Annotated in this window: 23 protein-coding genes; 14 read left to right on the top strand and 9 right to left on the bottom strand. The window is 41.1% G+C overall.

From position 1 onward, the window contains the following. Window position 1: 1 nt before the first annotated feature. The gene (locus JW841_11280; GenBank protein MBN1961519.1) at window positions 2-241 is read left to right on the top strand and encodes a type II toxin-antitoxin system Phd/YefM family antitoxin; all 240 of its coding nucleotides are present in this window, start codon (window positions 2-4) and stop codon (window positions 239-241) included. Between the two features lie 216 nt (window positions 242-457). Here the strand turns inward: JW841_11280 and JW841_11275 are convergent, their stop codons facing one another. Continuing rightward, the gene (locus JW841_11275) at window positions 458-871 is read right to left on the bottom strand and encodes a putative toxin-antitoxin system toxin component, PIN family (protein MBN1961518.1); all 414 of its coding nucleotides are present in this window, start codon (window positions 869-871) and stop codon (window positions 458-460) included. Next, the gene (locus tag JW841_11270; GenBank protein MBN1961517.1) at window positions 868-1,161 is read right to left on the bottom strand and encodes a hypothetical protein; all 294 of its coding nucleotides are present in this window, start codon (window positions 1,159-1,161) and stop codon (window positions 868-870) included. The genes JW841_11275 and JW841_11270 overlap by 4 nt, the downstream gene beginning before the upstream one ends. Before the next feature lie 408 nt (window positions 1,162-1,569). Here JW841_11270 and JW841_11265 point away from each other — a divergent pair, with 408 nt between their 5' ends. Both JW841_11265 and JW841_11260 read left to right on the top strand, forming a co-directional pair. Further along, a complete protein-coding gene (locus JW841_11265) occupies window positions 1,570-2,244 on the top strand; it encodes a hypothetical protein (protein MBN1961516.1) in 675 nt (224 codons plus the stop codon). Then, window positions 2,241-2,537 carry a hypothetical protein gene (locus tag JW841_11260; protein ID MBN1961515.1) on the top strand — a complete coding sequence of 99 codons (297 nt, stop codon included), beginning with the start codon at window positions 2,241-2,243 and terminating at the stop codon, window positions 2,535-2,537. The genes JW841_11265 and JW841_11260 overlap by 4 nt, the downstream gene beginning before the upstream one ends. A 14-nt stretch (window positions 2,538-2,551) precedes the next feature. On the opposite strand, the gene JW841_11255 is transcribed toward JW841_11260, so the two are convergent. The 5 genes from JW841_11255 to JW841_11235 all read right to left on the bottom strand — a co-directional run bounded on the left by JW841_11255 (window position 2,552) and on the right by JW841_11235 (window position 8,411). After that, entirely contained in the window at window positions 2,552-3,307 is a 756-nt protein-coding gene (locus JW841_11255; GenBank protein MBN1961514.1) for an ABC transporter ATP-binding protein, read from the bottom strand. Between the two features lie 6 nt (window positions 3,308-3,313). Then, window positions 3,314-4,090 carry an ABC transporter permease gene (locus tag JW841_11250; GenBank protein MBN1961513.1) on the bottom strand — a complete coding sequence of 259 codons (777 nt, stop codon included), beginning with the start codon at window positions 4,088-4,090 and terminating at the stop codon, window positions 3,314-3,316. Between the two features lie 84 nt (window positions 4,091-4,174). After that, complete coding sequence (locus JW841_11245) at window positions 4,175-6,010, bottom strand: bifunctional homocysteine S-methyltransferase/methylenetetrahydrofolate reductase (GenBank protein ID MBN1961512.1); 1,836 nt, start codon at window positions 6,008-6,010, stop codon at window positions 4,175-4,177. 133 nt (window positions 6,011-6,143) lie between these two features. Continuing rightward, the gene (locus JW841_11240) at window positions 6,144-7,217 is read right to left on the bottom strand and encodes a sensor domain-containing diguanylate cyclase (GenBank protein ID MBN1961511.1); all 1,074 of its coding nucleotides are present in this window, start codon (window positions 7,215-7,217) and stop codon (window positions 6,144-6,146) included. Between the two features lie 462 nt (window positions 7,218-7,679). Further along, window positions 7,680-8,411 carry a 4Fe-4S binding protein gene (locus JW841_11235; protein MBN1961510.1) on the bottom strand — a complete coding sequence of 244 codons (732 nt, stop codon included), beginning with the start codon at window positions 8,409-8,411 and terminating at the stop codon, window positions 7,680-7,682. A gap of 377 nt (window positions 8,412-8,788) precedes the next feature. On the opposite strand from JW841_11235, the gene JW841_11230 reads away from it, so the two are divergent. The 4 genes from JW841_11230 to JW841_11215 all read left to right on the top strand — a co-directional run bounded on the left by JW841_11230 (window position 8,789) and on the right by JW841_11215 (window position 19,333). Continuing rightward, window positions 8,789-14,053, top strand: a complete 5,265-nt coding sequence (locus JW841_11230) for a C39 family peptidase (GenBank protein ID MBN1961509.1) — start codon at window positions 8,789-8,791, stop codon at window positions 14,051-14,053. 26 nt (window positions 14,054-14,079) lie between these two features. Beyond that, a complete protein-coding gene (locus JW841_11225) occupies window positions 14,080-15,462 on the top strand; it encodes a hypothetical protein (protein MBN1961508.1) in 1,383 nt (460 codons plus the stop codon). Window positions 15,463-15,532: 70 nt separating this feature from the next. Next, window positions 15,533-16,531 carry a LysM peptidoglycan-binding domain-containing protein gene (locus tag JW841_11220; GenBank protein MBN1961507.1) on the top strand — a complete coding sequence of 333 codons (999 nt, stop codon included), beginning with the start codon at window positions 15,533-15,535 and terminating at the stop codon, window positions 16,529-16,531. 234 nt (window positions 16,532-16,765) lie between these two features. Then, window positions 16,766-19,333: a VWD domain-containing protein gene (locus tag JW841_11215; GenBank protein MBN1961506.1), complete on the top strand. Its 2,568-nt coding sequence runs from the start codon at window positions 16,766-16,768 to the stop codon at window positions 19,331-19,333. 50 nt (window positions 19,334-19,383) lie between these two features. Here JW841_11215 and JW841_11210 read toward each other — a convergent pair whose 3' ends face one another. Next, window positions 19,384-20,928, bottom strand: coding sequence for a hypothetical protein (locus JW841_11210; GenBank protein ID MBN1961505.1), 1,545 nt, complete (start codon window positions 20,926-20,928; stop codon window positions 19,384-19,386). Window positions 20,929-21,211: 283 nt separating this feature from the next. Here JW841_11210 and JW841_11205 point away from each other — a divergent pair, with 283 nt between their 5' ends. The 5 genes from JW841_11205 (at window position 21,212) to JW841_11185 (ending at window position 24,522) form a co-directional block, all read left to right on the top strand. Then, window positions 21,212-22,558 carry a polysaccharide deacetylase family protein gene (locus tag JW841_11205; protein ID MBN1961504.1) on the top strand — a complete coding sequence of 449 codons (1,347 nt, stop codon included), beginning with the start codon at window positions 21,212-21,214 and terminating at the stop codon, window positions 22,556-22,558. A gap of 21 nt (window positions 22,559-22,579) precedes the next feature. Next, complete coding sequence (locus JW841_11200; GenBank protein ID MBN1961503.1) at window positions 22,580-22,741, top strand: hypothetical protein; 162 nt, start codon at window positions 22,580-22,582, stop codon at window positions 22,739-22,741. 6 nt (window positions 22,742-22,747) lie between these two features. Further along, window positions 22,748-23,005, top strand: a complete 258-nt coding sequence (locus JW841_11195; GenBank protein MBN1961502.1) for a YARHG domain-containing protein — start codon at window positions 22,748-22,750, stop codon at window positions 23,003-23,005. A 116-nt stretch (window positions 23,006-23,121) separates the two neighbouring features. Next, on the top strand, window positions 23,122-23,715 hold the full coding sequence (locus tag JW841_11190; GenBank protein ID MBN1961501.1) for a hypothetical protein: 594 nt from the start codon (window positions 23,122-23,124) through the stop codon (window positions 23,713-23,715). A gap of 90 nt (window positions 23,716-23,805) precedes the next feature. Beyond that, the gene (locus tag JW841_11185) at window positions 23,806-24,522 is read left to right on the top strand and encodes a hypothetical protein (protein MBN1961500.1); all 717 of its coding nucleotides are present in this window, start codon (window positions 23,806-23,808) and stop codon (window positions 24,520-24,522) included. 45 nt (window positions 24,523-24,567) lie between these two features. Here the strand turns inward: JW841_11185 and JW841_11180 are convergent, their stop codons facing one another. Further along, window positions 24,568-24,819: a DDE-type integrase/transposase/recombinase gene (locus tag JW841_11180; GenBank protein MBN1961499.1), complete on the bottom strand. Its 252-nt coding sequence runs from the start codon at window positions 24,817-24,819 to the stop codon at window positions 24,568-24,570. A gap of 133 nt (window positions 24,820-24,952) precedes the next feature. On the opposite strand from JW841_11180, the gene JW841_11175 reads away from it, so the two are divergent. Together JW841_11175 and JW841_11170 are read left to right on the top strand one after the other, a co-directional pair. After that, on the top strand, window positions 24,953-25,183 hold the full coding sequence (locus JW841_11175; protein MBN1961498.1) for a hypothetical protein: 231 nt from the start codon (window positions 24,953-24,955) through the stop codon (window positions 25,181-25,183). A 286-nt stretch (window positions 25,184-25,469) separates the two neighbouring features. After that, window positions 25,470-25,763, top strand: coding sequence for a HigA family addiction module antidote protein (locus JW841_11170; GenBank protein ID MBN1961497.1), 294 nt, complete (start codon window positions 25,470-25,472; stop codon window positions 25,761-25,763). Window positions 25,764-26,011: the final 248 nt, after the last annotated feature.

Below are 26,011 nucleotides of genomic sequence, written 5' to 3'. Positions count from 1 at the left end.
TATGACTATAATAATCATTATGGTCTACGCGGGTCAAAAAATTAAGCTTTCTACTGTAAAATCAACTTTCTCTGAAGTTGTAAAAACAGTTAAAAATACTGGTGAAGCTGTAATTGTAACTGTTGATGGCAAGCCTGCGGCCCAAATTGTTCCAATTGCTAGTGAATTGCGAGATTTATCCACACAAGAAGTTGCAACTTTTAAAGCTTTAATGGATGCTGTTTTACGTATTCCTATTTAAGCGTTGAGGTTTAAAAACTAGCTATTAACATGTTTAGGTTAAGTGCGGATTGTAAATTGATTTACAAACTTGATGGACCAGATGGATTATCGGAGGCGGCGGCTGGTCGAATGGATCGCTGCCGAAATCATCCGCACAACCGGTCGCTACACCAGAGTTGCTGAGCGGTTTGCATCTAATCTGATCTGTGGTGGGTATCGAAGGATAAATGGGCTATTAGATGTTATGCATTTGTTTAATAAACTCAACTGGAGTTAGCACTACCAAGCGACCAATTAGGCGTCTAGGGAAATGGCGTAAATTGCCAGTTACCAGGGGTACTCTGGCAATGCTGGCACATTCGACAAATGGTGCGTCATCTGGATCTGGTAGTAGCTGGTAGGCATCCTGAGGAGGTATATCCACCCATTCGGCTCGTTCGGCAATACCCGCTAGCGTTGTAGTAATGTCATTGGCAGGCAAGCCAAAAATGGGCCGCGTTAACACCTCGGCATATTCGCGAAAAATACGATCATCCAGCACCGCCACTAAGTCCCCCTGCCGCAACCAATCGACGATTCGACCTGGAGGTCCGTAAGGAGAGAGAAAACCGGAGACGACAATGTTGGTGTCAAATACCGCACGCTTCATTTTCGGCGTGCTCGCTCTGCCCTTGCTGCCAAGATCTCACGGTTAATTTGCGGTGTCGTCATCTGAGCCGCCCCATTGCGGCTAGCTGCTTCACGTATACGACTTAATGCCATGCGCTCACGTGCTTGATGGATGGCGGTTATTACCGCAGTAGGGTTGTCTGTTGGTGCGACATTAATGAGCACCGCCATAGGTTTGCCGTCACTCGTCAACAGCAACTCACCTTCACGTTGCAGACGTTGCCGTAAGATTTTAGGCGTTTTGAGATCTTTAACCGCAATGAGATTCATTGTGCATACCCTTTAAATAATCTTATAATATCTTTTAAAGGTCATAATGTCGAGCTAATATGCGTATTTTATTTGCTTAGATGAAAATTAATAATATTGCTGCAATACGCATAGCTCATTAAATATATTTATAAATTTTGCATTACTTGTGCTAACAGCAGTGCTTCTCGCCAAAAGATAAAAATAAAATAATAGAATTAAGTGTTGATGATAGCCCCCTTTTGCATATTGAAATTTATAAAATACTAGTTGCAGATGATCATGTAAGAGATCATCTGTCAATGATTGCAAGTTTTATTTTTATAAAATATCATTAGCCGGTACTGGTGCCATCGCAAATAGGTAATATAAGTCAAATCTATTACCTATTGACCTCACTAATAAAAAAAATCATAACTTAATTAGAAAATGACTAAGTTAAGTGATTGGGAAAAGTTGCTTGCAGCTGAAAGCCATCTCCAGCGTATTTTACCTGAGGCGGTGTTGGTTGGTGGTACAGCTGCCGCTTTGCATGCTCAACATCGCTGTAGTTATGACGGTGATCATGTTCTCGAAGATTTACGAGACCATTTTGATGAAATTCTTGCCGATCTTGAAGCAGTCGCTGGTTGGCAGACTGAGCGTTTGCAACGTCCAGTATTAATTCTTGGGCAATTAGAAGGTATCCCGACAGGTATTCGGCAATTACGTCGCACGCAGCCACTTGAGACTGAGATTATCAATGGATTACGAGTACCAACATTAAAAGAAATGGCTCGTATAAAAGCTTGGTTGCTCGCTACGCGTTACACAACACGTGATTATCTTGATTGTGTGGTATTATATGACTGTCTAGGTGATGATGGTGTTTGTGCTGCAATGAATTCATTCGATACTCTGTATAAACAACTTTCAGGAGCTTCGCCTCTGGTAGAAGTTTCAGAAAGGCTTGGAGCAGCAGAACCTATTGATGCAGCTGAGATTGATTTAAGCACTTATCGTGGTCTTATTGCACCGTACAATAAATGGGAGCATCTTAAATCACGTGGTCGTCATTATGCGCAAATATTGGCAACTTTAATTTTGGATGAATATTCATTATGAATAATTCTACAGGCTTGTCATCATCACGAGCTTTATGGAACCGCAAACATCTTGATTTGCGTAGTAAAGAAATTATTGCGCAGATCCTTGATTTTGGTGAACGCGATGATTGGCGAGAACTCTATAAACTTTGCAAAGCAGATGCCAAACTACGTCATCGTACTTTAAGTGTAATTATGCAAGTACCACTTGCTTACGGGCATTTTTGGCTGTCCGCCTTAGCTGCAATTGACCAGAATATTAATATCAATGCAGAATTGCCAGCTTATAGTTGTTATGCTGATGGTACTTAATAGTAACTAATTTTTTATTGCTCAGCAGCAGCCTTAATTCCTTGGCTCTCTAAATATTCAGCGATGATAGCATTAGGCTCGCCTGCATTGCGAATTACACCATGCTCAAGCAACACTACGCGGTCAGCAATTTGTTTTACTGATTTAAGATCGTGTGAAACATAAACGATGGTATTGCCAGCGCGCCTTTGCTCTAAAATACGCTCGATGCAGCGTTTTTGAAAACTAATGTCACCAACCGCAAGCACTTCATCAATAAGCAAAATATCAGCGTCAATATTAATCGCCAAAGCAAAAGCTAAACGCGCCATCATCCCTGATGAATAAACACGAACCGGCGAATAGATAAAATCTCCGATATCAGCAAACTGTTTAATAGCATCAAGCTTGGCGGTAATTTCTTGGGTGTTCATCCCATAAATAGCGCCATTTAAAAATATATTCTCAATACCAGAAAGCTCCGGATGAAACCCGGCATTTAATTCAATTAAAGGCGCGATGCGACCATTAATCATAATGTCGCCGGCAGTGGGGCGAATAATACCGCTGATTATTTTAAATAGAGTACTTTTGCCCGAGCCGTTTTGGCCGATTATCGCAACTGACTTACCTTTATTGATAGTGAGATTAATATTACTTAAGGCGGTAAATTTATTGATGTTAGCTGAACGGTTTGACCAGCGCAATATAGTCTCTTTGAGTGTGCGACTATTTTGCGGTCGTAAAATAAATTGTTTGCTTAAGTTTTCAATATGAATAGCGGCAGTCATGATAATTTATAAAACCTCAGCAAACTGCCATTGCATATGACGAAATACTTTAGTGCCAATAACTAATAAGATAAGAGCAAAAATGATGGCAGGTGCAAGATCTGCTAAAGCTGGAATATGACCTTCTAATAAAACACTGCGATAAGCGCTAATTAAAGAAGCTACAGGATTTAACATATACCAAGGACGTAAATTCAATGGAATCATTTCAACTGGATAAAACACCGGCGAAACATAAAACAAACCCATAAAGGCAAAATTAACTAAGAAGGCTACATCTTCATAGAGAGTGCAAAAACCGGTTAGCATTAAAGCTGCACCACAGACTAATACTAATTCGATTAAAGCTAATATTGGCAAGTATAAGAGCGCCAAAGTAAAAGGAACATTAAACCAAATCAAAAATGGCGTTAGTAATAATAATGATAAAAAAAAGTGCACAAAGCGACCAAAGACGGTAGCTAGAGGCAAAATTTCTCGAGGAAAATAGATTTTTTTTATCAGCCCAGAATTGCCAGAGATTGCGGTTAAAGAATAAACAACACCAGTTTGAAAAAAGCTCCAGACAACTATACCGCACAAAACAAACACCGGATAGTTAGGCGTATTTATACGTAAAAAAAATGAAAAGACTAAAGAAAATAAAGCCATCATAAATAATGGCTCAGCAAAAGCCCAAAGTAAACCAAGGGCGCTGCGTTTATAGCGTACGCGTAAATCACGACCAATCAGGCGCATTAATAATTGCCGATATTTATATAGTTCTACAAAAAGGGATAACATAATAATCTAATTAAGCATCGTTAGTGAAATTTAAAGGAAGTGCAAGCAAATATAGCAAGAAAAGCAAGTTTAAAAAAGGGGCCCTTAACAAAGAACTGTTTCGAGAATTTCAAGCACCATATCTACTTTGCCAAAAGGCACGGCAATTTGCACGCCGTTAGTATGTGGTTGCAGTTGTTGTAACATTTCTTTTGCGGCGGCAGCGCCGATTTTTAAGGCATCATCTTTTGAGGTGGCGGCACGAAGTTTTTGCATAATTGCTTCTGGTACATGCGCACCGGGTACTTCGTTGTTTAAAAATTCAGCATTACGCAGTGACACCAATGGCCATATGCCAGCAATTAAAGGTACGCGTAGCGGCTCGATACGTTTATAAAAACGTTCGAACAAATCGAGATCAAAGACAGGTTGAGTTATAACCATTTCAGCGCCAGCTTCAATTTTGCGCTCAAGTCGATCAAGTTCTTCATCAAGATTTATGGCGCCGGGATTTACTCCTACGGCTACGTGAAAACCAGTTGGGTCGCCAATAGGATGCCCAGCTAAGTCTAAGCCAAAATTCAAACGACTAAGTAGACTTACTAACCCGATAGCATCTATATCAAATACAGCAGTGGCATTGGGGTAGTTGCCTAGTTTAGGTGGGTCACCGGTGACGGCAAGAATGTTACGGATGCCCAAAGCCCAAGCACCTAATAGGTCGCTTTGCATGCCGATGATATTGCGATCACGGCAAGTGTAATGTAGACAAGCCTCAATACCGATTTCACGTTGAATCAACAGGGCTAATGCTAAAGCTGACATACGTGAACTAGCACGAGGACCATCAGGGATGTTGATAGCATCAACGCCATGAAAAGCTAGTTGACGTGCGCGAATTAATTCGCGCGTCGCTGAAATGCCGCGAGGAGAGACAAGCTCGCATATAGTAACAAATGCTCCACGAGAGAGGCGTGCAGCCAAGCGCGATTTTTCTGGGCGCGCTAACGGACGTACTTCAGGGGCATTGTCGTTGGTTATTGGGGTAATGTCGATGCGTTTAGTAGGAGGTTGCAGCGCCGAGACCGCGCGACGTACGGCTTTAATATGATCTGGCGTAGTACCACAACAACCACCAACAATATGCGCACCGGTTTGAATAAAACGTTTAGCATATTCAGCTAGGTATTCTGGTGAGGTTAAATAGATAGTACGACCATCAATAAATTTTGGCATACCTGCATTAGGCATGAGTGAGAATGGGATGTTAGTACGGTTGACTACTTGTTCAAGTGCTCCCAGCATTTCTTTGGGGCCGACAGCGCAGTTAAAACCGATAACGTCAGGTGCAAAAGAAGCGAGTTTATCAATAGCTTCGGTCAAAGGTGTGCCCGAGGCAATTTGGGTTTCACTACCGAGTACTAACTGTGCAATTATGGGTAGTTCACACTCTTCACGCAATGCTTTAATGGCAAGTTCAATTTCATCAAGGTAGATGAAGGTTTCAAGAATGATGAGGTCAACACCACCTTTAACTAGGGCGCGACAGCGTCTTTTAAAATCTTCGCGTGCTTGAGCAACATTTATACGACCCAATGGTTCTAAGGGGGCGCCCATTGGACCAATGGCACCAGCAACATAACGGTCAGGACCAGCAGCAGCGCGTGCCAAACGAACGCCAGCTAAATGAATTTCTTCTTGTTTTTCAACTAGACCATAGCCTTCTAATTTGAAGCTACTAGCACCAAAAGTATTGGTTTCAACGGCATCAGCGCCTGCTTGGATATATTCTTGATGTATTTGCTGTACCATATGTGGTGCAGTTAAATTTAGCTCATCGAAACAGGTATTAAGGTAGACACCTTTTGCATAAAACATAGTACCTAAGGCACCATCAAATACAATAACGGTATTTTTTAGTTTCTCACGAAACGGTATCATAGCACTTGTTTATTAACCTCGCATAATTGTTAAAAGCTTAAACAACAAACTGATAATTTAAGTTTGCTCAAAGCTCACATCGATATACTTAGCAAGTAATATCTGCATTTTTTCAAATGTAAATCGTGGGAGATTATAAATTAGCCCCAATCACTGAATTTCGCCCGCAATTTTTGGCTCGATACATTGATTGATCAGCAATGCCAAGCACTGCATGACCATCGCTGCCATCATCTGGGTAGGCAGCTACTCCCATGCTTGCAGTAATTTTTATAATTGCTTTGCCAACCACAAATTCATTATCAGCTAAATTTTGGCGTAGGCGTTCGGCAACAATAATGGCACCTTGTTTTGGGGTTTCGGGCATGACAATAACAAATTCATCACCACCATATCGAATTGCGCGATCTGTATCGCGAATACAGGTTTTAATAACATCACCAATATAACATAGCAGAGTTGAACCTACCGAATGACCATGCGTGTCATTGACCTGCTTAAAATGATCGAGATCGATAAATACAATACTTAGATCATGGCGATAGCGTTTGGCACGACGTGATTCTTCTTCAATAAAACGATGTAAGAAGCGTGCATTGTAGAGACCGGTCCACTCATCGATAATCGTCATATCTTGTAGACGTTCAAAAGTAATGGCGTTATCGATGGCTATAGCAGCAAAGTCAGCAATTGGTGTTAGTAATTCAAGATGTTCTTCTTGATATGGTTCGGGATCATCCCCACCTTTAATAAGCTCGATTACCCCAAGAACACGATCACGGCATATTAATGGTACGCATAATATGCTTGAAGTGTGAAAACTGGTGAGTTGATCAGCTTTCGGGCAAAAGCGTGGGTCGTCAGCGACTTTGGGTACCAATAATGACTCACGATGCTCAGCGACCCAGCCAGCAATACCCTCGCCAATTTTCAAGCGTAAATTTTTAATCTTATCAGCAGCCTCGCCCATAGCAACAGCAAAGTAAAGCTCTTGGGTTGGTTCATCTATAAGCAATAATGACCAATCGCGTGGTTTAAGAAGTTGGGTTATGGCTTCTCCGATAGTAGATGTAGCATCGTCAAGTTTTAGGCTTTTAGTTAACGCTTTTGCAACTTCTGAGAGCGCGCGAAAATAGTCGAGATAATGAGTTAACTTAGGTAACAGCTGTTCTTTATTATTTGCATCAAATGGCACAACGGCATTCATGTTCTTTAGTATAACCATGGTTGCTGGTTAGTAAAAAAGTTAATAGATATAAAAATATCATAAAACAAAAACAAAATAATCAATATCTTTTTATATCATATAAAGTGTGTAGGTAATTCATCTGTAGAATTTATAGTTACTGAAAAGCTGCTGAAAAATTCAATTAGATATTCCAATAATTAATCTTTGTATAAATTTTCATATTATTCTAGTTAATTAGCAATATCATCTGAGCATATAAAATGCCAAACACTAAAAAAGTATCATAAAATGCGACATTTTCAGGTTAAAGAATAGTCGGTTGCTAAATTTCGCCAATGACCCTGGTTAATTAGTTTTCCTGAGTTAATTGGCACTATTAGCTTTCATCAAAAGCAGTATCAAGTCGTATGCGGGCCTTTTTAGGGTTACTGATAACGCCGGGTCCAGCTATGCACCCGCCTTCACAGTTCATAACCTCTATTAGATGAGAGCTTTAAGAGCGCCAGCCAGTCTTGCAATCCCACCATCGAACTGTCCTGCAATAGCTGGAGCAATCATGGCCACAGTCTTTTTAGTAGAAAGCAGCGAAACAATTACTTCAACAAGTTGAGATTTTTCGACCACTGCTCCGAATGGGCAAGCCTGAATGCATTTGCCGCAAAAAATACATTTATCATAATCAATAAACTCTCGACCTTCGGCATTCTTTTGAATAGCTCCCGCCGGGCACGATTCTTCACAGGGGACTGGCACATATACAATTGCATGGTATGGACAAACCTTCTGACAGATACCGCAGTTAACACATTTAGTGCTAATTATAGTGGCCCTTTGCTCATCAGCTTCGATAGCATTTTTTGGACAATTGATAATACATGGCTTAGCTACACAATTTCGACATACATCGGTTATATAGTAATTGGCTTTTACACATGCCTGGCAGGCGTCATTAATGAATGACAAAATAGGCTCATCAGGCTTTTTACGTGCAAGAGCTACGCTTACATAGTCTGCTAGCAGACGTTGATCGAGTTCTTCAGTATCTTCGAGGCCAAAACCTAAAACTGCAATTACCCGCTGTCTAATGATCTCGCGATCTTTTTGAATACAACAGCGGTTAGGATTTCCGGTGCGGGGAATCAATTCGTGAGCAATACGCTCGAAAGCCAATGGAGCAGCGCGAGAGAATAGCAACTCAGCGACTCGGGTCATAACTCGACGTTTAAAATGTGTGGTTTTATTTTCGAGGAACATACTAATTGTTTTCCTATAAAGGTAATGAGATCAAAATTTAGTACGACCAACGCATTGCGATAAATATGGCTATTTAAAATTTTTGTTTACCAACAGAACTTTTAATCCTTTTAATACTTATAAATAAGAACTTAATTTTTATCTATATTAACCTAAGCTGCAAATAATACCGGCATATAGAGGAAGTTAATAGTTAATTATTTTTATTAATTAGCAAAGCAGCCAAAGTCAGAACTAAGCAGTATGTAATAACATATAAGCAAAAATCAATCGGCTGCAAAAAACAATAGCAGCTTGATTCATGCATATAGGTAGAAAATAGTCAGGGGCGTTTAATGAGTAGTGGCATTATTGATTATGTTAATGAAACCGATATTTATGAGCCTGAGCCTGGGGGTGAACTTGATCCTCAGACGCTTGAACGCATATACCCTTTTGATGCCTATACGATACCTGAAGAAATTTTGCAATTTACCAAAGAACACCATTTCATAAGGGTACCATTGCTTGGTCAGTACAATCCTATTGCCAAAGTTGAAAATTGGTGTGGTCGTACCTCATCTTCGATGTTGTGGAACTATTACCAAAAGGTGTCTGGCGAAGTAAATTCTAAAATCGACTACATCTCACATTGGCGAGGTTCTAGTAAAACAGCTCCAATGGATCTTCGTATGCCTAAGACCGAGGCAATAGCAGCTAAGTCATATGGACTAATGAATTTACTTAATACGATATCGGATATGAATTGTAGTAACGATAATATATTATTTAAATCAGAAAAAACAGATTCAAAATCGCGACTTAAAGAAGCCGGAATAATCGCTTCGAGTTTTGAGGCGCAAAAAGATGTTTTCGAGCCGGCTATCGAGGCACTTAAAGCTAACAATCCCGTAATTGTTTATACAGGGTTATCAACTGATAAAAAATTTGGTGGCCATCTCGTGGTGATTGCTGGTTATTGCATTATGCCCGATAAAGACGGCACGCAAAAGCTTTGGTTGCTAATCGCTGATCCTGCTTCACCACAAATCGGTAAGGGTGCTATGCTAACACCGCTGCATAGTGATTCACACGTTACGTTTGAACATTTAGGAAAACTCGATGAAAATAAGCACTCGCTTATCCATATCGTTATAGGTAATTGGAAAGGGGGTCGTGCTTATATTTACCTTATGCGAGCAAGTAAGTTTTTTGAACATAATACTACCCTACCTTCTAAAGCTGAGATTTGGCTTGATGACCCAGGTAATGAACATCGAGGTGGAAAATATATTTTTCGCGATAAAGAAACACCATTTGTCGCAGGTCTTGTGCTCTCAAAAGGTGTTCGTGCTGGTTTGTGCCTTCCTTTTCAGCAAGATGATAATGTGCTCGATAGTATGGCTCGAGGATTCTATGAAATAGAGCATGCCCAAAATGGTTTTTATCCTTTGGCTACCAACAGAGCTTTACATGGCGGTGTGCATTGGCCAGTGCCAACCAATAACGCTGCTAACGGGGCCTATGTTCGCTCAATGGCGCCAGGTTATATTGTTGCTGCGCGTATTTCAAAAGCTCCGAGCGCTGAAGACAACAAAAAATTTCTCAAGCACGATAATGGTTTTATACTGGTTAGACATGAAATTGTTGAACTCGATAACGAACAAAATGAAACAGGCGATCACTTGCCATTCTATTCACTATATATGCATATGGCACCATCTCTTTGGCCTGATGATCCAAGTGATGTTTATAAAAATGCACCTTGGCTTAAAGAATTTTATCTAGCGCGTTACGCAGCTATTATTAATCTTGATAGAAAAAATGGTAAATTGGGTAAGATTTTTTGGGCGACCAAAGAAATTAATGCTGATGCTGATGCTGAAGCCCAAGTGCATGAAAATATAAACACCGATTTAACAAAATTTATGTCAATAACCCTGCGTAAAGAAAGCCGTGCTCTAGGTTATGTTAAACACCCTCCAGGCGATCTTGTGCAGGGCTTTGCAGCTCTTAAACAGGGCGCGGTTGTTACTTTTTCTGATGCATTACTTCCTGTGAGTTACGGTACCGTGCTTGGTGTTGTAAAAGGCGCTAAATCAAACGATACCCACGGTGCGCTACATTGGGAAGTTTTTGCGCCTGCCAACAGTAGCTCGGCTGTTGAAAAGTTATTTGATTATGCGAAAGATGATCTAAAGCTAAAGGTATCTGAAATTGCTGAAGTAGATGCTGCTAAGAAAGACAACTTAGTTGACGATGAAGAAGCCAAAAAATATTTTGAAGATAAATTACCAGATGCTGATGATAAGCATGCTGCTAAGGCGGTTTTTTTGGCTGCCAATAGTGACTACCCGTTAAAGACCATGGGTATTCAGCTGCGCAATTTTTTTCAGAGAAGGGCGTCATTTTATATTAAGGATAAAAAAGAACCCCAATATTTAGAGCCATCATTTACTAGTAAAGCAGAAGATGAAATTGCATATCGAATACAATGCTATCCACTAAAGTTAACTATAAACACCCAACAATACCCCGTGCAAAATACAGATACACGGCCAATGCCATACATAATTGAGGTATATTATTACGAATCTCGTGAAAAAGAGAAAAATAGAATATCTTTTGCGACTGCTAAAAAAGAGCTTTCAGAAGACGATTTTAAAGCAGATCCACTTGAACTTGATTTACTTGTGCCAGCGCGTGCCGAGTCAATGAAAATTGTTACACCAGATTTTTATTTGAATATCTGCGATACTGAAGATATTGCACAACAAACCACGTATGCTGAGCGGTTGATTAGCGCACGTTGGCGAGGGCTTTTTTTGCAGCATATATCAGAGTGGAGTGCGGGTGGTATTGCTGATCTTATCCCCAAACTTCGTGGAAATAATATGTTACCACAATCGTTTTTAAAACTTACAGACAATGAAATAATAGCCAAAGTACTTACGACTAGTTGGTATGGAGTACCAAAGGCTCAAGATGTAGAGTCGATTGATCTTGCAGTACCACAAGAAGTGCCGATTGTAGGCAAAAAAGGCGAAGAATTGTCGCTCTTTGATGGCGATAAAGCAATGCTGCCAGCAAATGACATTACTGATTACAAATCACATGCCGAAGTACTTAATGTTCATCCGATTTCTTTTTTATGGTTACTAAATAATGCGATTAACGCCCAGAAATTTCGACTTATAAAAGACTTCAATGAGGTGAATGCTGATGCTGAAGGTGCGCACGACCCGGTGATGTGGGGTTTTGTTCTTGACGACGATGGACCTTTTGTTACGGGGCAAGAGATTTCTGTTGTGGTGATTGAGCGTGGTTGGAGCTCTAATGAGATATCACTTATTCTTGAGAACAACGATAAATCAGCTTCGCTGCAAGAATTTTCGATTACTAATGATGAAGGTAAGAATAAGAGTAAGTATGACAAAGGTATGTTTGTACTTAGCAGAACAGTTCCGCTATGGGGAGAGTACACTCTAAAAATAAAAGGGTATCAAGGTGAACCCGAGCAGCAAGGTGGAGCGGGATTGCCTACTACTATAAAGTTAATGCAGCCTATAATAAATGAGAAGTTTGAACCCCAAAAGGATTCTAAAACTGGGCTTTATAAAATAAATATGCGTTTTATTTCAGGCTGCCCTAAGGCGCTTGCTGGGTATTTAAAATTTGAGTACGCTAAATTTAGCCTGCCTGAAAATATTACTCAAACAGCAAATTGGATTGTTGACAGCAAAACCGGAAGTTATGTGACAGGTCTTAAAACCGGAACGCATGTTACTGAGCGATTTGAATTTTGGGAATATTCTAATAAGGCTGAAGGGTTAAAACAAATAGCCATTGCTCTTTGTACGGCCATAGAAGTTTTTGGCAAAGCAACAAAAATGAGTATTAGTGTAGTCAGTGTAACTGACCAAGGTCGTAAAGTTTTTCTTGAACCCACGAATGCTCCAAAACAAAGTGATAAAGATTTAGTAGAAATTGAAAATGTTCTTAAAGCCGCTGCCGTTGAAGCTCAAAATGCTGATGTGACATTTGTGATAAAAGAGGCAATTATTAAGAAAAACAAAAAAACATTTCAAATTACTGCAAGCTATAACCAGATACCTAGTGAGCTTTCATGGAATAAGGTTGAAAAGTGTTTGCGGCTTTTTGGTCGATTTATTGATTCTCAAGAAGGTGAAACAGAAAAAGAGTATGGGTATATTAGACGTATTCGTAAAAAAAATGGTAAACCAAACGACGTCAAATTAGCAGACCATTTTGATTTTTCAGAGTTTGCCAATGTGGTGGGCTCTGATGAAATTAAATTGCATACGCAACTAGTTGCGCGTTTAGAGTTATTGTGGTGGGCTCATTATAACCAAGGTAAAAACGGAAATAAACATGATTTTATTACTGTGCAAGCATTACACCCAAATGGGCTTACAGTAGCAATTAATTGTGCAGACTGTGAAACACAAAAAGGTGATAAGCTTGATGAAACGCGCAAAATATTTGAAAAATGCGCCATAGATCTTAAGGTTATAGAAGATAATAAAGAAATACCTGCCTTCTCTGAAGTAGTTACAGAAAGTCTAAAAAAGCGATGGCCCGAAAAGAAAGATGACAGAATAGTACTTGTTGTCAGTATCGCTAAACCTAAACTAGATACATCAGGTGTAGTTAAATTTGAATTTGATCCTAAAGAAGCATTTTTAGAAGTGCTTAAAGCTGCTGCACCGAATAAGAACGAACGAGTATTTATTAACACAAGTTTTGGCGCATTCAATGGTGATAATGTTGACGCGTATGAAGGGCCTTCAAGTACTATGGATGATATACCACCAGAACTTGATAAAAGCGATAGCCTTAGTTCTGTTAAAGATAATGTTTTTAAAACACTTGCAAAACCTATGATTTCTTCTATACAAACGACGCAAAATAAATCAAATATAGTATTAACAGCATACTTATATGGTGCTGAGCAAGATTGGTCGAATGCTAATCCGCAATATTTTATAGATGATAAATTGCTTGGTAACCCTAACACTGCAGATGCGTCTCAAGGGGCGGTGTGTAGCGCTGAGATTTCTCTTACTAATAAAAAGGGAGAAGCAACTAGTTATGCGGGTCAATCAGCGCTTAATGTTGAATTAAGAACAACTAATGATGATGCTATGTTTGATACAGAAAGAATCAAGATTGAGCCTGCAAAGGTTGTTATTGATACAATACCAAAACTAATCTCACCACTCACAATAGAATTTTTAGAAGAGGGGTATCTTCATTTACATGCCAAGATCTATTGTTGTGATGTGGATTCGCTCAAGATTACATGTGACACACCAAATGAAAAAGAAAATATGGTGTCTGTAAAGTCAGTGTTAAAGAATGCAAAGAATAGCTTAGTTGAGCACTGCTTTGAAAAAGTAAATATTAAATATGATGGTACCGGACTTGGGGGTGTATATGAAGCTTTGCTTGACCAAAAGCATTTAGCAAAAGGCAAAACCTATCATTTTGTGCTTATGCCTAAGAAAGACTATAAGGTTTTTGGTATAGAAATAAGCGATAAACCATCGTGTGAATATATCTATAAAGACGAAGACGATTTAAACCAAATACCAGAATAATTAAGCGGATTTGCTAGGGAGTTGAAATGGTAGAGACTAGAAATGAAATAAGTATAGATCTTGGCTATACCTGCCATGTTAATGTTCGTGCTGTTCCGGTCACAACAGTGACTCTCAATTTGATAATTGATGAAATAAAACAACTTAAAACCGAAGTTGCGATCAAAGGAACTACAACCGGGTTTAGTATTAAAGAAGTCGATGCAGTATTTGCATGGATCATTGACTATGACAATAATGATATAGAAGAGTTTACCTATAAAGGTCAAATGAAAATTGCTAGTAACGGCAATTTTGACTTCACAGTAAACGATAAACCTCCTGAGATTTCAGTATTTGACCATCGTCTTTTTGGTAAAGGTAAAATAGGTTATCGTATATCACCTAAGTATCCACATGCACCAAGCGCGATAGTGCCTTCAGATGAATCACAATTTACATTTAATAATAAACTTCAAGTCAGTTCTAGTGTTGGGGGTAAATCAGCATTAGATTTAGGAACACTAACATTTTTTAACCTAGAAATGGGCGAACTCGCCAATGAGCTTATTGATAATGGTGATAAGGTCGTGCTCTATTTAAAAGAAGCAGATAACGGCGACAAGGAGTCATTGGGCAATGACAATTTTTCTGCTAATATTACCTGGGATAAAGATACAAAGAGTGTAATATATCAATGGTACATTGGTTGTACAATGAGCAGTTATAAAAAAAGTCCCATGTTTAGTTTTCCAGAATGGTATGAAGAAGGGGATACCTGCGAGTATTCTTATAAACTATGTGTTGAGCGCCAGAAGAATAAAAAAATTATAAAGAAAGATGTAACTTATAGAGACGAAAAATTATTTACGATGCTGCGACCTGAATTATCTTATTTTAGGCTTGCGTGCGAATATCTTGAACGTAAAAATGCTCCAGGAAAAGTACCTACGATTAATGTTATAGGTAATATTGACAATATACACGAAGATCTATCGGTATCAGTTAGGGTTACATTATGGAAAGCAAAAAGTCCTTGGATTTTTGAACCAGTCGGAGATACAAAAATTGCTCATGTAGAAAATGGTATATTTATAGTGTCACTTTGTGAGTTTTCTGTAGATACGCAAAAACGCGCTAAGCACAGTTTAGCAAAATGGCTTATTGAGGTGAATGAAAAAAATATATTAAAAGAAGAACCCGTCTTTTTTGCCACGGTTAGATTTCATGAAGTTCATCTTAAACGGCCGAATCTTCCGCTAAGAAGCTCTTTAATATACGATGTTAAAAAATTTCGTCCCTTTAGTGAATCAAGAGGGCGAATATCTAAAGCGGATTTGTATGAGGCAAAAGCTTGCTGCTCACAAGAAGCTATTGAGGGGTATGAACCTGTTCGTAACGCGATTAAACGATTGGATCTGAAGCAATGATGATTTTATTACAAACAAAATGGATACAAATGCTCGATATAAAGTAAATAGTTTTATTACAGGAAAAGGTATGAAAAATTTAACCAATAATGTAAAATATAATGATTATACTAATGCTAGGCACTGGTCATTATATAAGCACGGAGGCTGTTATATTTTTCTTGAACGTTTTGTTGATGTTCCGCCTGAACATGAGATTATACCTGCTTTAAGTGAATATTGGGCAAAGAGTTATTTATCTAGCATGGTAGGGGACTACTCAAACATATTAACATTGCGGCAGATGGCATATACTCATTTTCAGGGTGGCTCTTATTTCGCTAGTGGCAGAGATGATACTATTGTAGCCTTTATTGCACGGTTGTGGCTGCAAGGTGAGTATATATTGGTGCGTGCTCCTGGGCCGAGACCGCTTTTTATTAGCGATGAGCAAGCAGAAGAACAACAAGCAATAAAACAGCAAATAAAGCAAAAATCTACGTTTTCGCTTTTAATAGTTGACGACATTAGCGATGAGCCGATTAAAGAAATTGAATTTGAAATCAAAATGCCAGATGGAGCAAAGCAAAAGGCTAAAACGGATTCATCTGGTCGTATCGATTTATCATTTGCTGGTAGTGGCTATGCAGAAGTGACTTCGATAGTTATTGATGCGACTATGAGTGATACTTTGTGCTACGTGCGTACCGGAGCCCTTTCATCGCAACTAAACCCAGAAAATGACCATGAAGCATTTGAGGGTAAGATTGTCGCTCGATTGCTTGAGCACCGTGTTAAGTCTGGCGATACTTTAGATACTATTGCTAAACTTTATAAGTTATCGCGTGATGAACTGACTAATTTTAATTGGGATACTACAGATCCTGATAAAATTGATGAATATTTGATGGTTAAAGTGGGCTGCTTAAAACAAGGTGCTAACAAACGAATATGTTTTGATAGCTCGGATGACCCGGGCATTATTTATATTCCGCGGCCTATTAACTTAAGAGGTCTGTCTTTAAATAAATTACATATTCTTAGGGTTAATAAGCGAGTTGAGAGAAGCGAGTTTATCTTTTCAGCATGAAAAGTTCTAAACTTTCGCTTAGAATGACGAGAATGAGTTTTTGTGTGATTTTTGCAAGTGGCATATTGTAAAAAATATTTTGCCACTTCTTCTTTTATAAAGTTCGCAAAATATGTTATTGCCAAAAGCGAAATCCAGCTCACTAAAGATTATAGGTGTCGCATGCTTACCACTTTCTCGTCGAGTAAATCCCGTTGGATAACATTCATTGGTTTTGGGATACTTTCACTCTTCATGTTGGCAGCTCGCGACGGCTGCGATTTTTATAGTAGCGATGATACTCCAAGTATTGCGGGTGCTAATATCGATTGCCCCATTGGTGAATCGATATGTGTTGTTCAGGGAACTCCAAAATGCGTTGATCTCTCAACCGACGTAAACCATTGCGGTCGCTGCAATCGTGCATGCGCGGTGGGTGCACCATGTGAAGCGCGTACCTGTTGGTCATGCCCCAATGGTGGTTCGGTATGTAAAGTTAATGGCGTTGATACGTGTATTGATCTTTCTCACGATCGCAATAACTGTGGGCGGTGCAATCACAAATGCAAAAATAGCGAATATTGTGATGGGCGCACTTGCTGGAGTTGCTTAGAAACCGTGTGCAACAACGAATGTGTCGATCTCGAACGCGATAAAGAAAATTGTGGTGAATGCGGCAACGTGTGTCCGAGTGGTGCGCAGTGTCTTTCAAGCAAATGCAAGTGCCCTAATAGTGAAATCGTCTGCGATGGTAGTTGCACCGATATACAGCAAGATAACAACAACTGCGGCGAGTGCGGTAAAGTATGCCAACCGGGGACAAAATGTGTTCGCGGTGCATGTGTTTCTGACTGTGTTTGTAACCAGTGGCAAAACAATAATTGTGGAGAAGGCAATTGCAAACCTACTGAGATGGAGCAAACAAGAAGTTGCACTCCTGCGGCATGTGAAATTGAAGCGCAATGCATAGATGACATTGCTTGTGAATGTGATTGCAATGAATGGCAAGATTACAACTGTGGAACAGGTGATTGTAAACCCACTGAGATGGAGCAGACAAGAAGCTGTACGCCAGCGTATTGTGATACTGAAGTACAATGTATAAGTGCCCCAGCTTGCGAGTGCCAATGCACTGAATGGTTAGACAACGATTGTGGACAAGGCAACTGTGAACCTACGCAGATGGAGCAAACAAGAAGTTGCACTCCTGCAAGCTGTGATACTGAAGCGCAATGCATCAATGCTTCATCCTGCGAATGTCAATGTACTGAATGGCAAGATAATGACTGTGGAGCTGGTAGCTGTGAGACAACCCAGATGGAGCAAACAAGAAGCTGCACTCCTACTGGCTGTGAAAGCGAAGCGCAATGTATCGATAGTTCTACTTGTGGAGGACCGGGAGATGATTGGGGTGACCCCCATCTTATTACCTTCGATCGCCTAGCTTATGATTTTCAAGGGGTCGGTGAGTTTGTGCTCATCCGCTCTAAAGATGATAGTTTAACGGTGCAGATCCGCAGTACACCGTGGCATAGTTCGCGAGTTGTATCAGTTACTAACGCCGTAGCAATGAACGTTGCAGACGACCGTGTTGGGATCTATGTAGGTCGATCGCCCGCATTATATATAAATGGCAGTGCGACAAACTCAGATTCTGAAGTGATTGAACTGCCACAAGGTGGAACAATCGAACCGCGTACAGGTGCTTTTCTTATTAAATGGCCTGATGATAGTAAAGTTCTCGTTCGTCTCAAAGGCTCATATCTCAATCTTAAGATTGTGCTACCTAGCATACGTCATGGTAAGGTAGAAGGTTTATTAGGCAACTTTGACAAAGATAGAAGCAATGAGTTTATTACTCGTGAGGGTGTTGCCTTAAGCAGTACGCCGAGCTTTGCTCAACTATATAAGCAGTTTGGCGATTCGTGGCGTATCACTCAGCAAGAGAGCCTTTTTGATTATCTTAATGATAACACCACTGATACTTTTACAGATCTATCGTTTCCAGATAGTTTTATTAGTGTCGACATCCTTTCTGCCAGCGATCGAACTCAGGCCGAACAAATATGCAGCAATGTCGGGTTGAGCGATCCATTTATCATTGACGCCTGTGTGTTAGATGTGGCGCTTACTAACGATCCAAGTTTCGCCGATTCGGCTGCTGAAGTCACTATGCCAGAAGATGCAACCGGCCCAGATGGAACTCTTGGCTACAGCCCAGATAATCCGGGGCTTAGTTGTTTAGATATTTTGCAGCGTGGCGTACCAAACGGAAATGGTATGTATTGGGTTAAACCCCAAAGTGAAGTTTTTCAGGTTTATTGTGACTTAACTTTACAAGGTGGTGGGTGGACCCGGGTTGGCGCTTTAGATACCAGCGCCGGTTATTGTGGCAATAGTGCAATAACTGATATGCGCATAGATCCCGACGCTAGTATGGGCAAGATCCCAGATGATGAAGTTCAGGCCCTATTAATTAACACCACTTTTTCACCCAAAGAGCTTATGTACTATTCACGAACTGATGGTCGCTACGTCTGGCATACCCTGCAAAATATTGCGGACTTCGATACAAGTAGCAAACATCAGTCTGCAAAATTTTACTGCACTGATTGGCATTGCGATAATGGCAAAACCGATGCCAGCGCCTGCGGTAGCGAAGGATCAGGTTGTCCGGTAACAGCTCATGGTGTCGGTGGCACTACCAAGAAGATTTACGTTGATTCAACCTTCTCGCGTCACATTCGCGGCATGCATATTAATGCCGGAATGTGCGGTCTTCCTAACTATGAGAGGGCCAGTATATGGGTTTACGTACGCTAATTTAAAAAGGCAGATTCTTTGCTTAAATAGGGTGATTATTTAAAGGATTATTACGGATGCGTAGATATTAAGAATAACGCAGCGGGATCAGTCGTAATATTCTGAAAAGAATAGCCCGCAAAACCGGCAGTAGCATCTACAGGGCCACTACCCCCGGCATTTCCGCCAGTGCCACCAGAACCGCCGCCGCCCCCGCCAGATCCGGCAATACTCGTGCCCGCGCCTGCTGCTCCGCCCGATACGTCAATTGTCCCCGCCGTAATCACCGGAGCAAAAAGGTTCACAATACCGCCGCCCCCACCACCAGATGGACTAGTCGCTCCGGTGGCTATACCGCCCGCTCCACCAGTGGCAGAAATTGTTCCGCTATTAGCAATAGATGTTTTTGATACCAGCACAACGATACCGCCCCCACCACCCCCCGCCCCTGTTTTAGTATCGTCAGTTGTGCCCATACCGCCATTGGCGGTAATCGAGCCACTGATATTCAATGTACCACCAGCGAGGATGACTATGGTACCGCCACCTTTGCCAGGGTAACCGTTTTGCGAGCCGCCAACACTACCGCCGTAAATACCGGGGTTGACTAACATACGAGCTAGTGTTGCATTCACGCCGGTACCGCCAAAAGCCGCATTACCAACTGCCGCGCTACTTGAAGCAATGCCCAAGGTGGCGCCATTGTTATCTGCAACTATTATTGACCCGGAGATATTGACATTACCAGTGGCACGCAAAATAAGACCACTTGGTACAGTTAGTATACCAGAGATATTTAAATCAGTGAACTGCATGGTTAAAGAGGGTGGGGTGGTAACCCAGTCAACAACCCCGGAGATGTTAACTGCCCCATCTGAGCCGTTACCGTAAATTGAACTTCTTACATCACCATTACAAATATATTGAGTAGAAGATACTTCATTAGCGGCAAGTGAGCCGTCATCGAGAATACCATCGTCGTTGTTGTCAAGGCCGGATTCAATTTTTTTGCCACCGCTCGTACAATTTGCACCAGCCGATTCGTCACTGATCGAGAACAAATAGCTGTGACCATTGGCGCCATCTACGCCATCTATACCGTTTACGCCATCAATTCCATTAGTACCATTAGTTCCGTTGGTGCCATTGGTGCCATTGGAGCCATCAGTACCGTTAATCCCATTGCAAATGTATTGAGTAGTAAGGATTTCGTTGGCGCTAAGCAAGCCATCGTCGTTTTGATCTAAACCCGATTGGGCCATTTGCCCACCCGTACCACAATTTGTTCCTACTGGCTCTGGGATAATGTCAACCAGCGACGAGTGCCCATTGAGTCCATCGAGCCCATTGAGTCCGGGGCCATATTCAATCGTGACCTCAGTTATACCGCAGTTGACAGTTATAGTGTTGTCTTGGTTTTTGGTAACTGAACAAGCATCACCGCCTTGGGCCTGCTTTGAGACGGTGAGTGTGTCATTGTTTGCGCAACTAATAGTTTTAGAGCCGTCTTGGTTCTTGGTAATTACACACGAAGCTTCGCCCTTGCCAGTATTGTTAGTACATGCCGCTAGTGTAATTGCAATGAGGTTGACCGCCAGAAATTGTTTTGTTGGCATTATGCGTCACCTTTCATTTAATTAACCGTTATCAAGCTATCGTGCGTAATAAATCATTGTCATGATGTGTCAGTATAAGTCCACTCCAAACTTAAGGAGGTAGTCTTGATTTAATTTAAGCCTTAGCGATACTACACTGCTAGTAAGTTTTTTGGTTTTTTTTGATTTTTTTACAAGCATGGGATTTGATTTTTTTGAGTGAATATCAGGATGTTCAATTATGAATTTTAGTGGTAGAGTGGCTGACTATTGCCACTTTTGAATGCTTTTTGCGAGGTACATCATGAATGCCCGCCGAACAATTGGTGAGCTTATATTAAGTGTTGTTGTTTTCGTTTTTAGCCTCGCATCCATCGATGCGTATGCGCAAATTATTACTTATACCCTTACCATTACTACCGCCGGTAATGGCCGCACCTTTCCGGTAGCAGGCACATATACTTATGATGAAGGCACAGAAGTAACATTGATCGCCATTGTTGCCCCTGGCGATGCTTTTATTGACTGGAGTGGTGATATCAGCAGCACCGCCAAGCAGATCTCGGTAGTAATGAACGCCGACATTTCGGTGACTGCCACTTTTGTTCAAGGAAAAAGTCCGGTTTCGATGCTTCCTAATCCGCCTGGGGTGGGAGTACCCAGGCCAAACGGTGCTCCAGAAAACCTAACGGTGCTTGACTGGGCTGGTTTTACCGGGGCGGTTTCATACACCTTTGATGACTCGCTTGACTCGCAGATTGAGAATTATGCGACTTTAAAGGCTCCCGGTGTGCCAATGACATTCTATCTCAATCCAACCACTGAATCAGCTTATAGCGATGAACAGCGGGCGGCTGCTTTTAGGCAATGGCAGGCAGAGGGTCATGAGCTTGGTAACCATACCTATAACCATTGTGAGATCAGCGCTGCTGGTGTGCTTGAGCCTGGGTCGTGCCTTTGGACTTTTGACTCTGACCCACCAACTGGGGCCACATGGCAGAGCGAATTAAGCGATACCGCCACTTGGATTATTGATACAGTTGGACAGTATGGTGTTTGGAGTATGGCAGCACCTTATGGTGATGACGACTGGGGTACATTTGCCCAAGCTACACCATTATTATTCCATCGAGGTTTATGGGAAGGTATGCTTTGGCCATACGACCTTGTTGATCAGTATAGTATGCCGGCGTTTCTTGCAGCGGGTACAGAGTGGGGTGGGCTTGATGATCGGCAAGAAACTTTCGAGCAAGTAATTGACAACGCTCGCGCCAATGCAAGCTGGGCTTTGCTGGTGTTTCATCAAATAGACCCGGCCAATGATAATATTGGTTGCTGCTTAGTACCTGCGGTCAATATTACCGGCAGTATGCAATACCTTAAAGCATTAAATGACGTTTGGGGTGACACCGTGGCTAAGATCGGAAGCTACTGGGTGGCGCAAGAGTTTTTTTCGGCGATCACGCCTACAACTCGTGGCAGCACCATGACTTGGACCTGGAGTTTGCCAGCTAATTTTCCGCGTCACAGTTATCTGCGCGTACTAATTGATGGCGGTACGCTTAGGCAAAATGGTCGCATTTTACCCTGGGATGAACATGGTTATTACGAAATATCACTTGAAGAGGGTTCGTTAACGCTTTTACCTTAAAGACAACCATATACTATTGGTATGCTGACTTGTGCAGTCAGGAGGCAAACAGTCGTAAATGACAGCGAACTGCGCGATGCTTTGGCTATCGCGCTTGTGGGCACGCGGGGGTTTCGTCCAAGCCCAGAACAAATGAAGGTGCTTGGTGAAAACCAAGAAGTTCAGAAATGGATTAAAGAGTAGTTAGTATTGCCTAACTGTCTTAAGCAACCTCTTAGCCATATATGGGCTCGGGTTTTACGTTTTCTTCCTAAGCAAAAGTTACGGCTTTATCGCAATGCCATATTTGCGCGACATGGTAAAAAGTTTGAGGACGCAGAGCTACAAAAATTCTTTGAATCTCAGTCATGGTATAAGGCTAAAGATGATTTTACAGATAATATATTAACGCGAATTGATCGCGTAAATGTAAAGTTATTATCTAGCCTCGAAGCCAAGGCAAAATAGCCCATTACAGATGTGCTGTGGCACGAAATACATTAGCATAACAGCCGAGGATCTTATAATTAGCTATAGGTCCTTGCAGCCTGAACGAGATCGGTATTATATGACAGATATACTTTATGACAACTCTAGCCAAAAGAGACAACATGACAATGAATAAGTCGATAGCGATACTCGTGACATGCCTGTCAATCACTGGCTACTTGCTGGCAGCACGCGGCAGCGCAGCTGCGACCTACCCTGCCAAGTTGCAGGTCGGCGCATGGAAGATGACGATTGAAGGCCTCAAAGAAGCTACGGCTAGCACCGCAAAATCGATTCAGGCGCCCCAGAACATGAGGTCGATCATTCTCGATATGAATATAGAAGCCACCGCGGACAATCAGACTCTCTGTACCAATAATGTCGCTCTCTCTGGCACAGCGAAGCGCAAGTGGCCGCTCGCCGCTATTTGTACCGACATCACCAAGGATTACTCGTGCCTGATGCTCGACAAGGTCGAAGATGGTAGCATGATGGAGCTAATTCAGGCAGGCAACACGGTGGTGTCACTAAAGCAAGGAGACGACGAGAAGACGAAGAAACCCTGCATAGTTGCGACGTTCAAGAAAAAGGAAACCAAGTGCCATCTGGTCTTTTTTGTTGCGGCTAATGCAACAAGTCTCAAATATAGACTCAACGGTAAATCGACGGCGATTCTTAAAAAGAAATAGGCTCACGCGGGCGCTTTCCCTGCGGAAACGAACTCTTTAGGCTGCTTTAGACTGTATATTTAGTAGTTTTACTTTCAATAGAAGGTTGAAATGAATAAAACCAGAGTTTACTTTCATGTTTTTTTGTTGCTTAGCATTTTGCCGGTTGGTATGGTCTTTGCCCAGAGTAAAACAGCGCCAGGGTTAGAAATCGAATGTTGTTTTCCGGGGCAAGTAACAATTGATAAGGATTCACGGATCGTTATTATCTCAAAGGCTTTTAAGTCTATCTCAGAAGTACAAATAAATCCGGCGGTAAATATTGCTGTTAAGAAAATCAGTGAGCTTGGCATATCTGATTATAACCGCAAGCAGGGCAAGAAAAAATGGGAAGTGATACTCTTCGCAGATAAGCAAGCAAAACTTGGCTCTAGGGCTATTGTCTTGCAGACGCCTGAGGGAGTCTCTCAAGAAAAAGAGATCAATATCATTCCCTATGTTCCGCAAATCAACGATATCAAGATACTTTCCACTAAAAAGAATAAATGGGTCGTTGATTTTGTTCTGAAGGTAAAATACCCCGGAAAAGCGCTGGGAAAAAAGTCGAAACTCAACATCCAAATGATCTGCGGAAACGACGCGATTTTCACAATCAGGGACGTTAAGAAAGCCATCAATAAAGGCAAGGGAAAGTGGGATGTGCAAGGTATGGTCGATAATCCCGGTCTCAATGCTTATTGTGAGAAACCGGCTGAAATCAGCGTCAGCGTGGTTGATAATAATGAATATAAGGGCGACTATTTTACGAAAAAATTCCAATTCAAATAGTGCCTATCAGAATAAACTTTCAGTGATTTATTTCTAGTATCAATCTCACAAATATTGCATGCCTCGGTCACTATGATGAATTAAGCCATTGTCGGTACTATCTGCATAAATAGCTTGCTCTAAAGCAGCAAGGGCAATCTCAGCATGCAATGATGAATCAACCTTCCAGCCCACGATATAGCGAGAAAATACATCAACAATAAAAGCTACATAAACAAATCCTCGCCAAGTTGACACAAATGTTAAATCTGCTACCCAGAGCTTATTAGTCACCTCTGCAGAAAAATTACGTTGCATTAAATCTTGTGGCCGTTTTGCATTTTCATCAGCGATTGTCGTTACTTTATATGCTTTACCAAGAACAGCACCTTGTATTAAAAGCGCAGATAAAAGCTGAAAGTTAGAGACAACAAATTAAATAGAAGATATCATGGTTAAAAATTTTCGTGATAAATTTTGGAATGATTTAAATAGAGAATTTGATGATATCAATAGTCAATTTAAAGATCTACTAAAGATCCTCCATGTAGATGATCCACAAGAAGTCAACATGGGGTCTAGTGTCGGTGACTTTGGAGCAACGCCGCATTTTCTTGTCGCTTATCAACGATCGAGTGGCCGTCTTATAGAAGTACGCCAATTTTTAAATAAAGATAAATAAAGATATAGAAGATATTCTTAAGCTCCGGACTATGCTTGAGCAAACACATAATGGAAATCAAGATTTTGAGATTGTGCTGCAAGCTTTTTGTTCCGAAGCCGATCTAATTAGAACACATGCACGGTACTTTAAAAATGTAAACCAATTAGCAGATGTAATGGGAAAATAATCCAGAAAGAATTAACGAGAATCTTATATATGTTTTTGTTTGGCGCAACGGCGATGCTTTTGACTTTGAAATCGTCGATTATCACAGAGGATGAAAAAATGAAGAAACCCAAAAAGATTGCCCAACATTCATCCTGGTGAGGTGTTAGAAGAAGAATTTCTTAAACCCAACGAAATCACTCGTTATCGATTGGCTAAAGATATTGGTGTGCCCGCAACTCGTATAGCAGAAATATGTGCTGGCTCACGTAGTATCACTACTGATACGGCGCTGCGTCTCTCAGCTTATTTTGGAGTCTCGCCCAAGTTTTGGTTGGGCTTGCAAGAAGACTTTGACCTTGAAGAAGAAACATCCAGTAAAGCCAAAGTTTTTGAAGCTATTCACTCTTGGCGCAAGGTTTCTGAGGGGTAGGTGAGAATTTAGCAGGCTACTGCCTGACCACTTTCTTCGCACCTCGAATATACACGTCGCCAAGTGTAATTTCTTATTTTCAAGTTGGATGAAATTATTATATTTACAATAGAGCCACTTGCAAAAATACCATAATAACCTTTTCATCGTCACCCTCGCGAACGCTGACTCTTAGTCTCATTTTTCACTTTTATCGGAATTGGATTCCTACTTTCGTAGGAATGACGAGGAGTTACGTAAAACTCTCT

This window comes from Deltaproteobacteria bacterium (assembly GCA_016931625.1).
Taxonomy (GTDB): Bacteria; Myxococcota; XYA12-FULL-58-9; order XYA12-FULL-58-9; family JAFGEK01; genus JAFGEK01.
The sequence above is the reverse complement of the archived record's forward strand: the minus strand, read 5'-3'. Positions and strand labels throughout refer to the sequence as shown.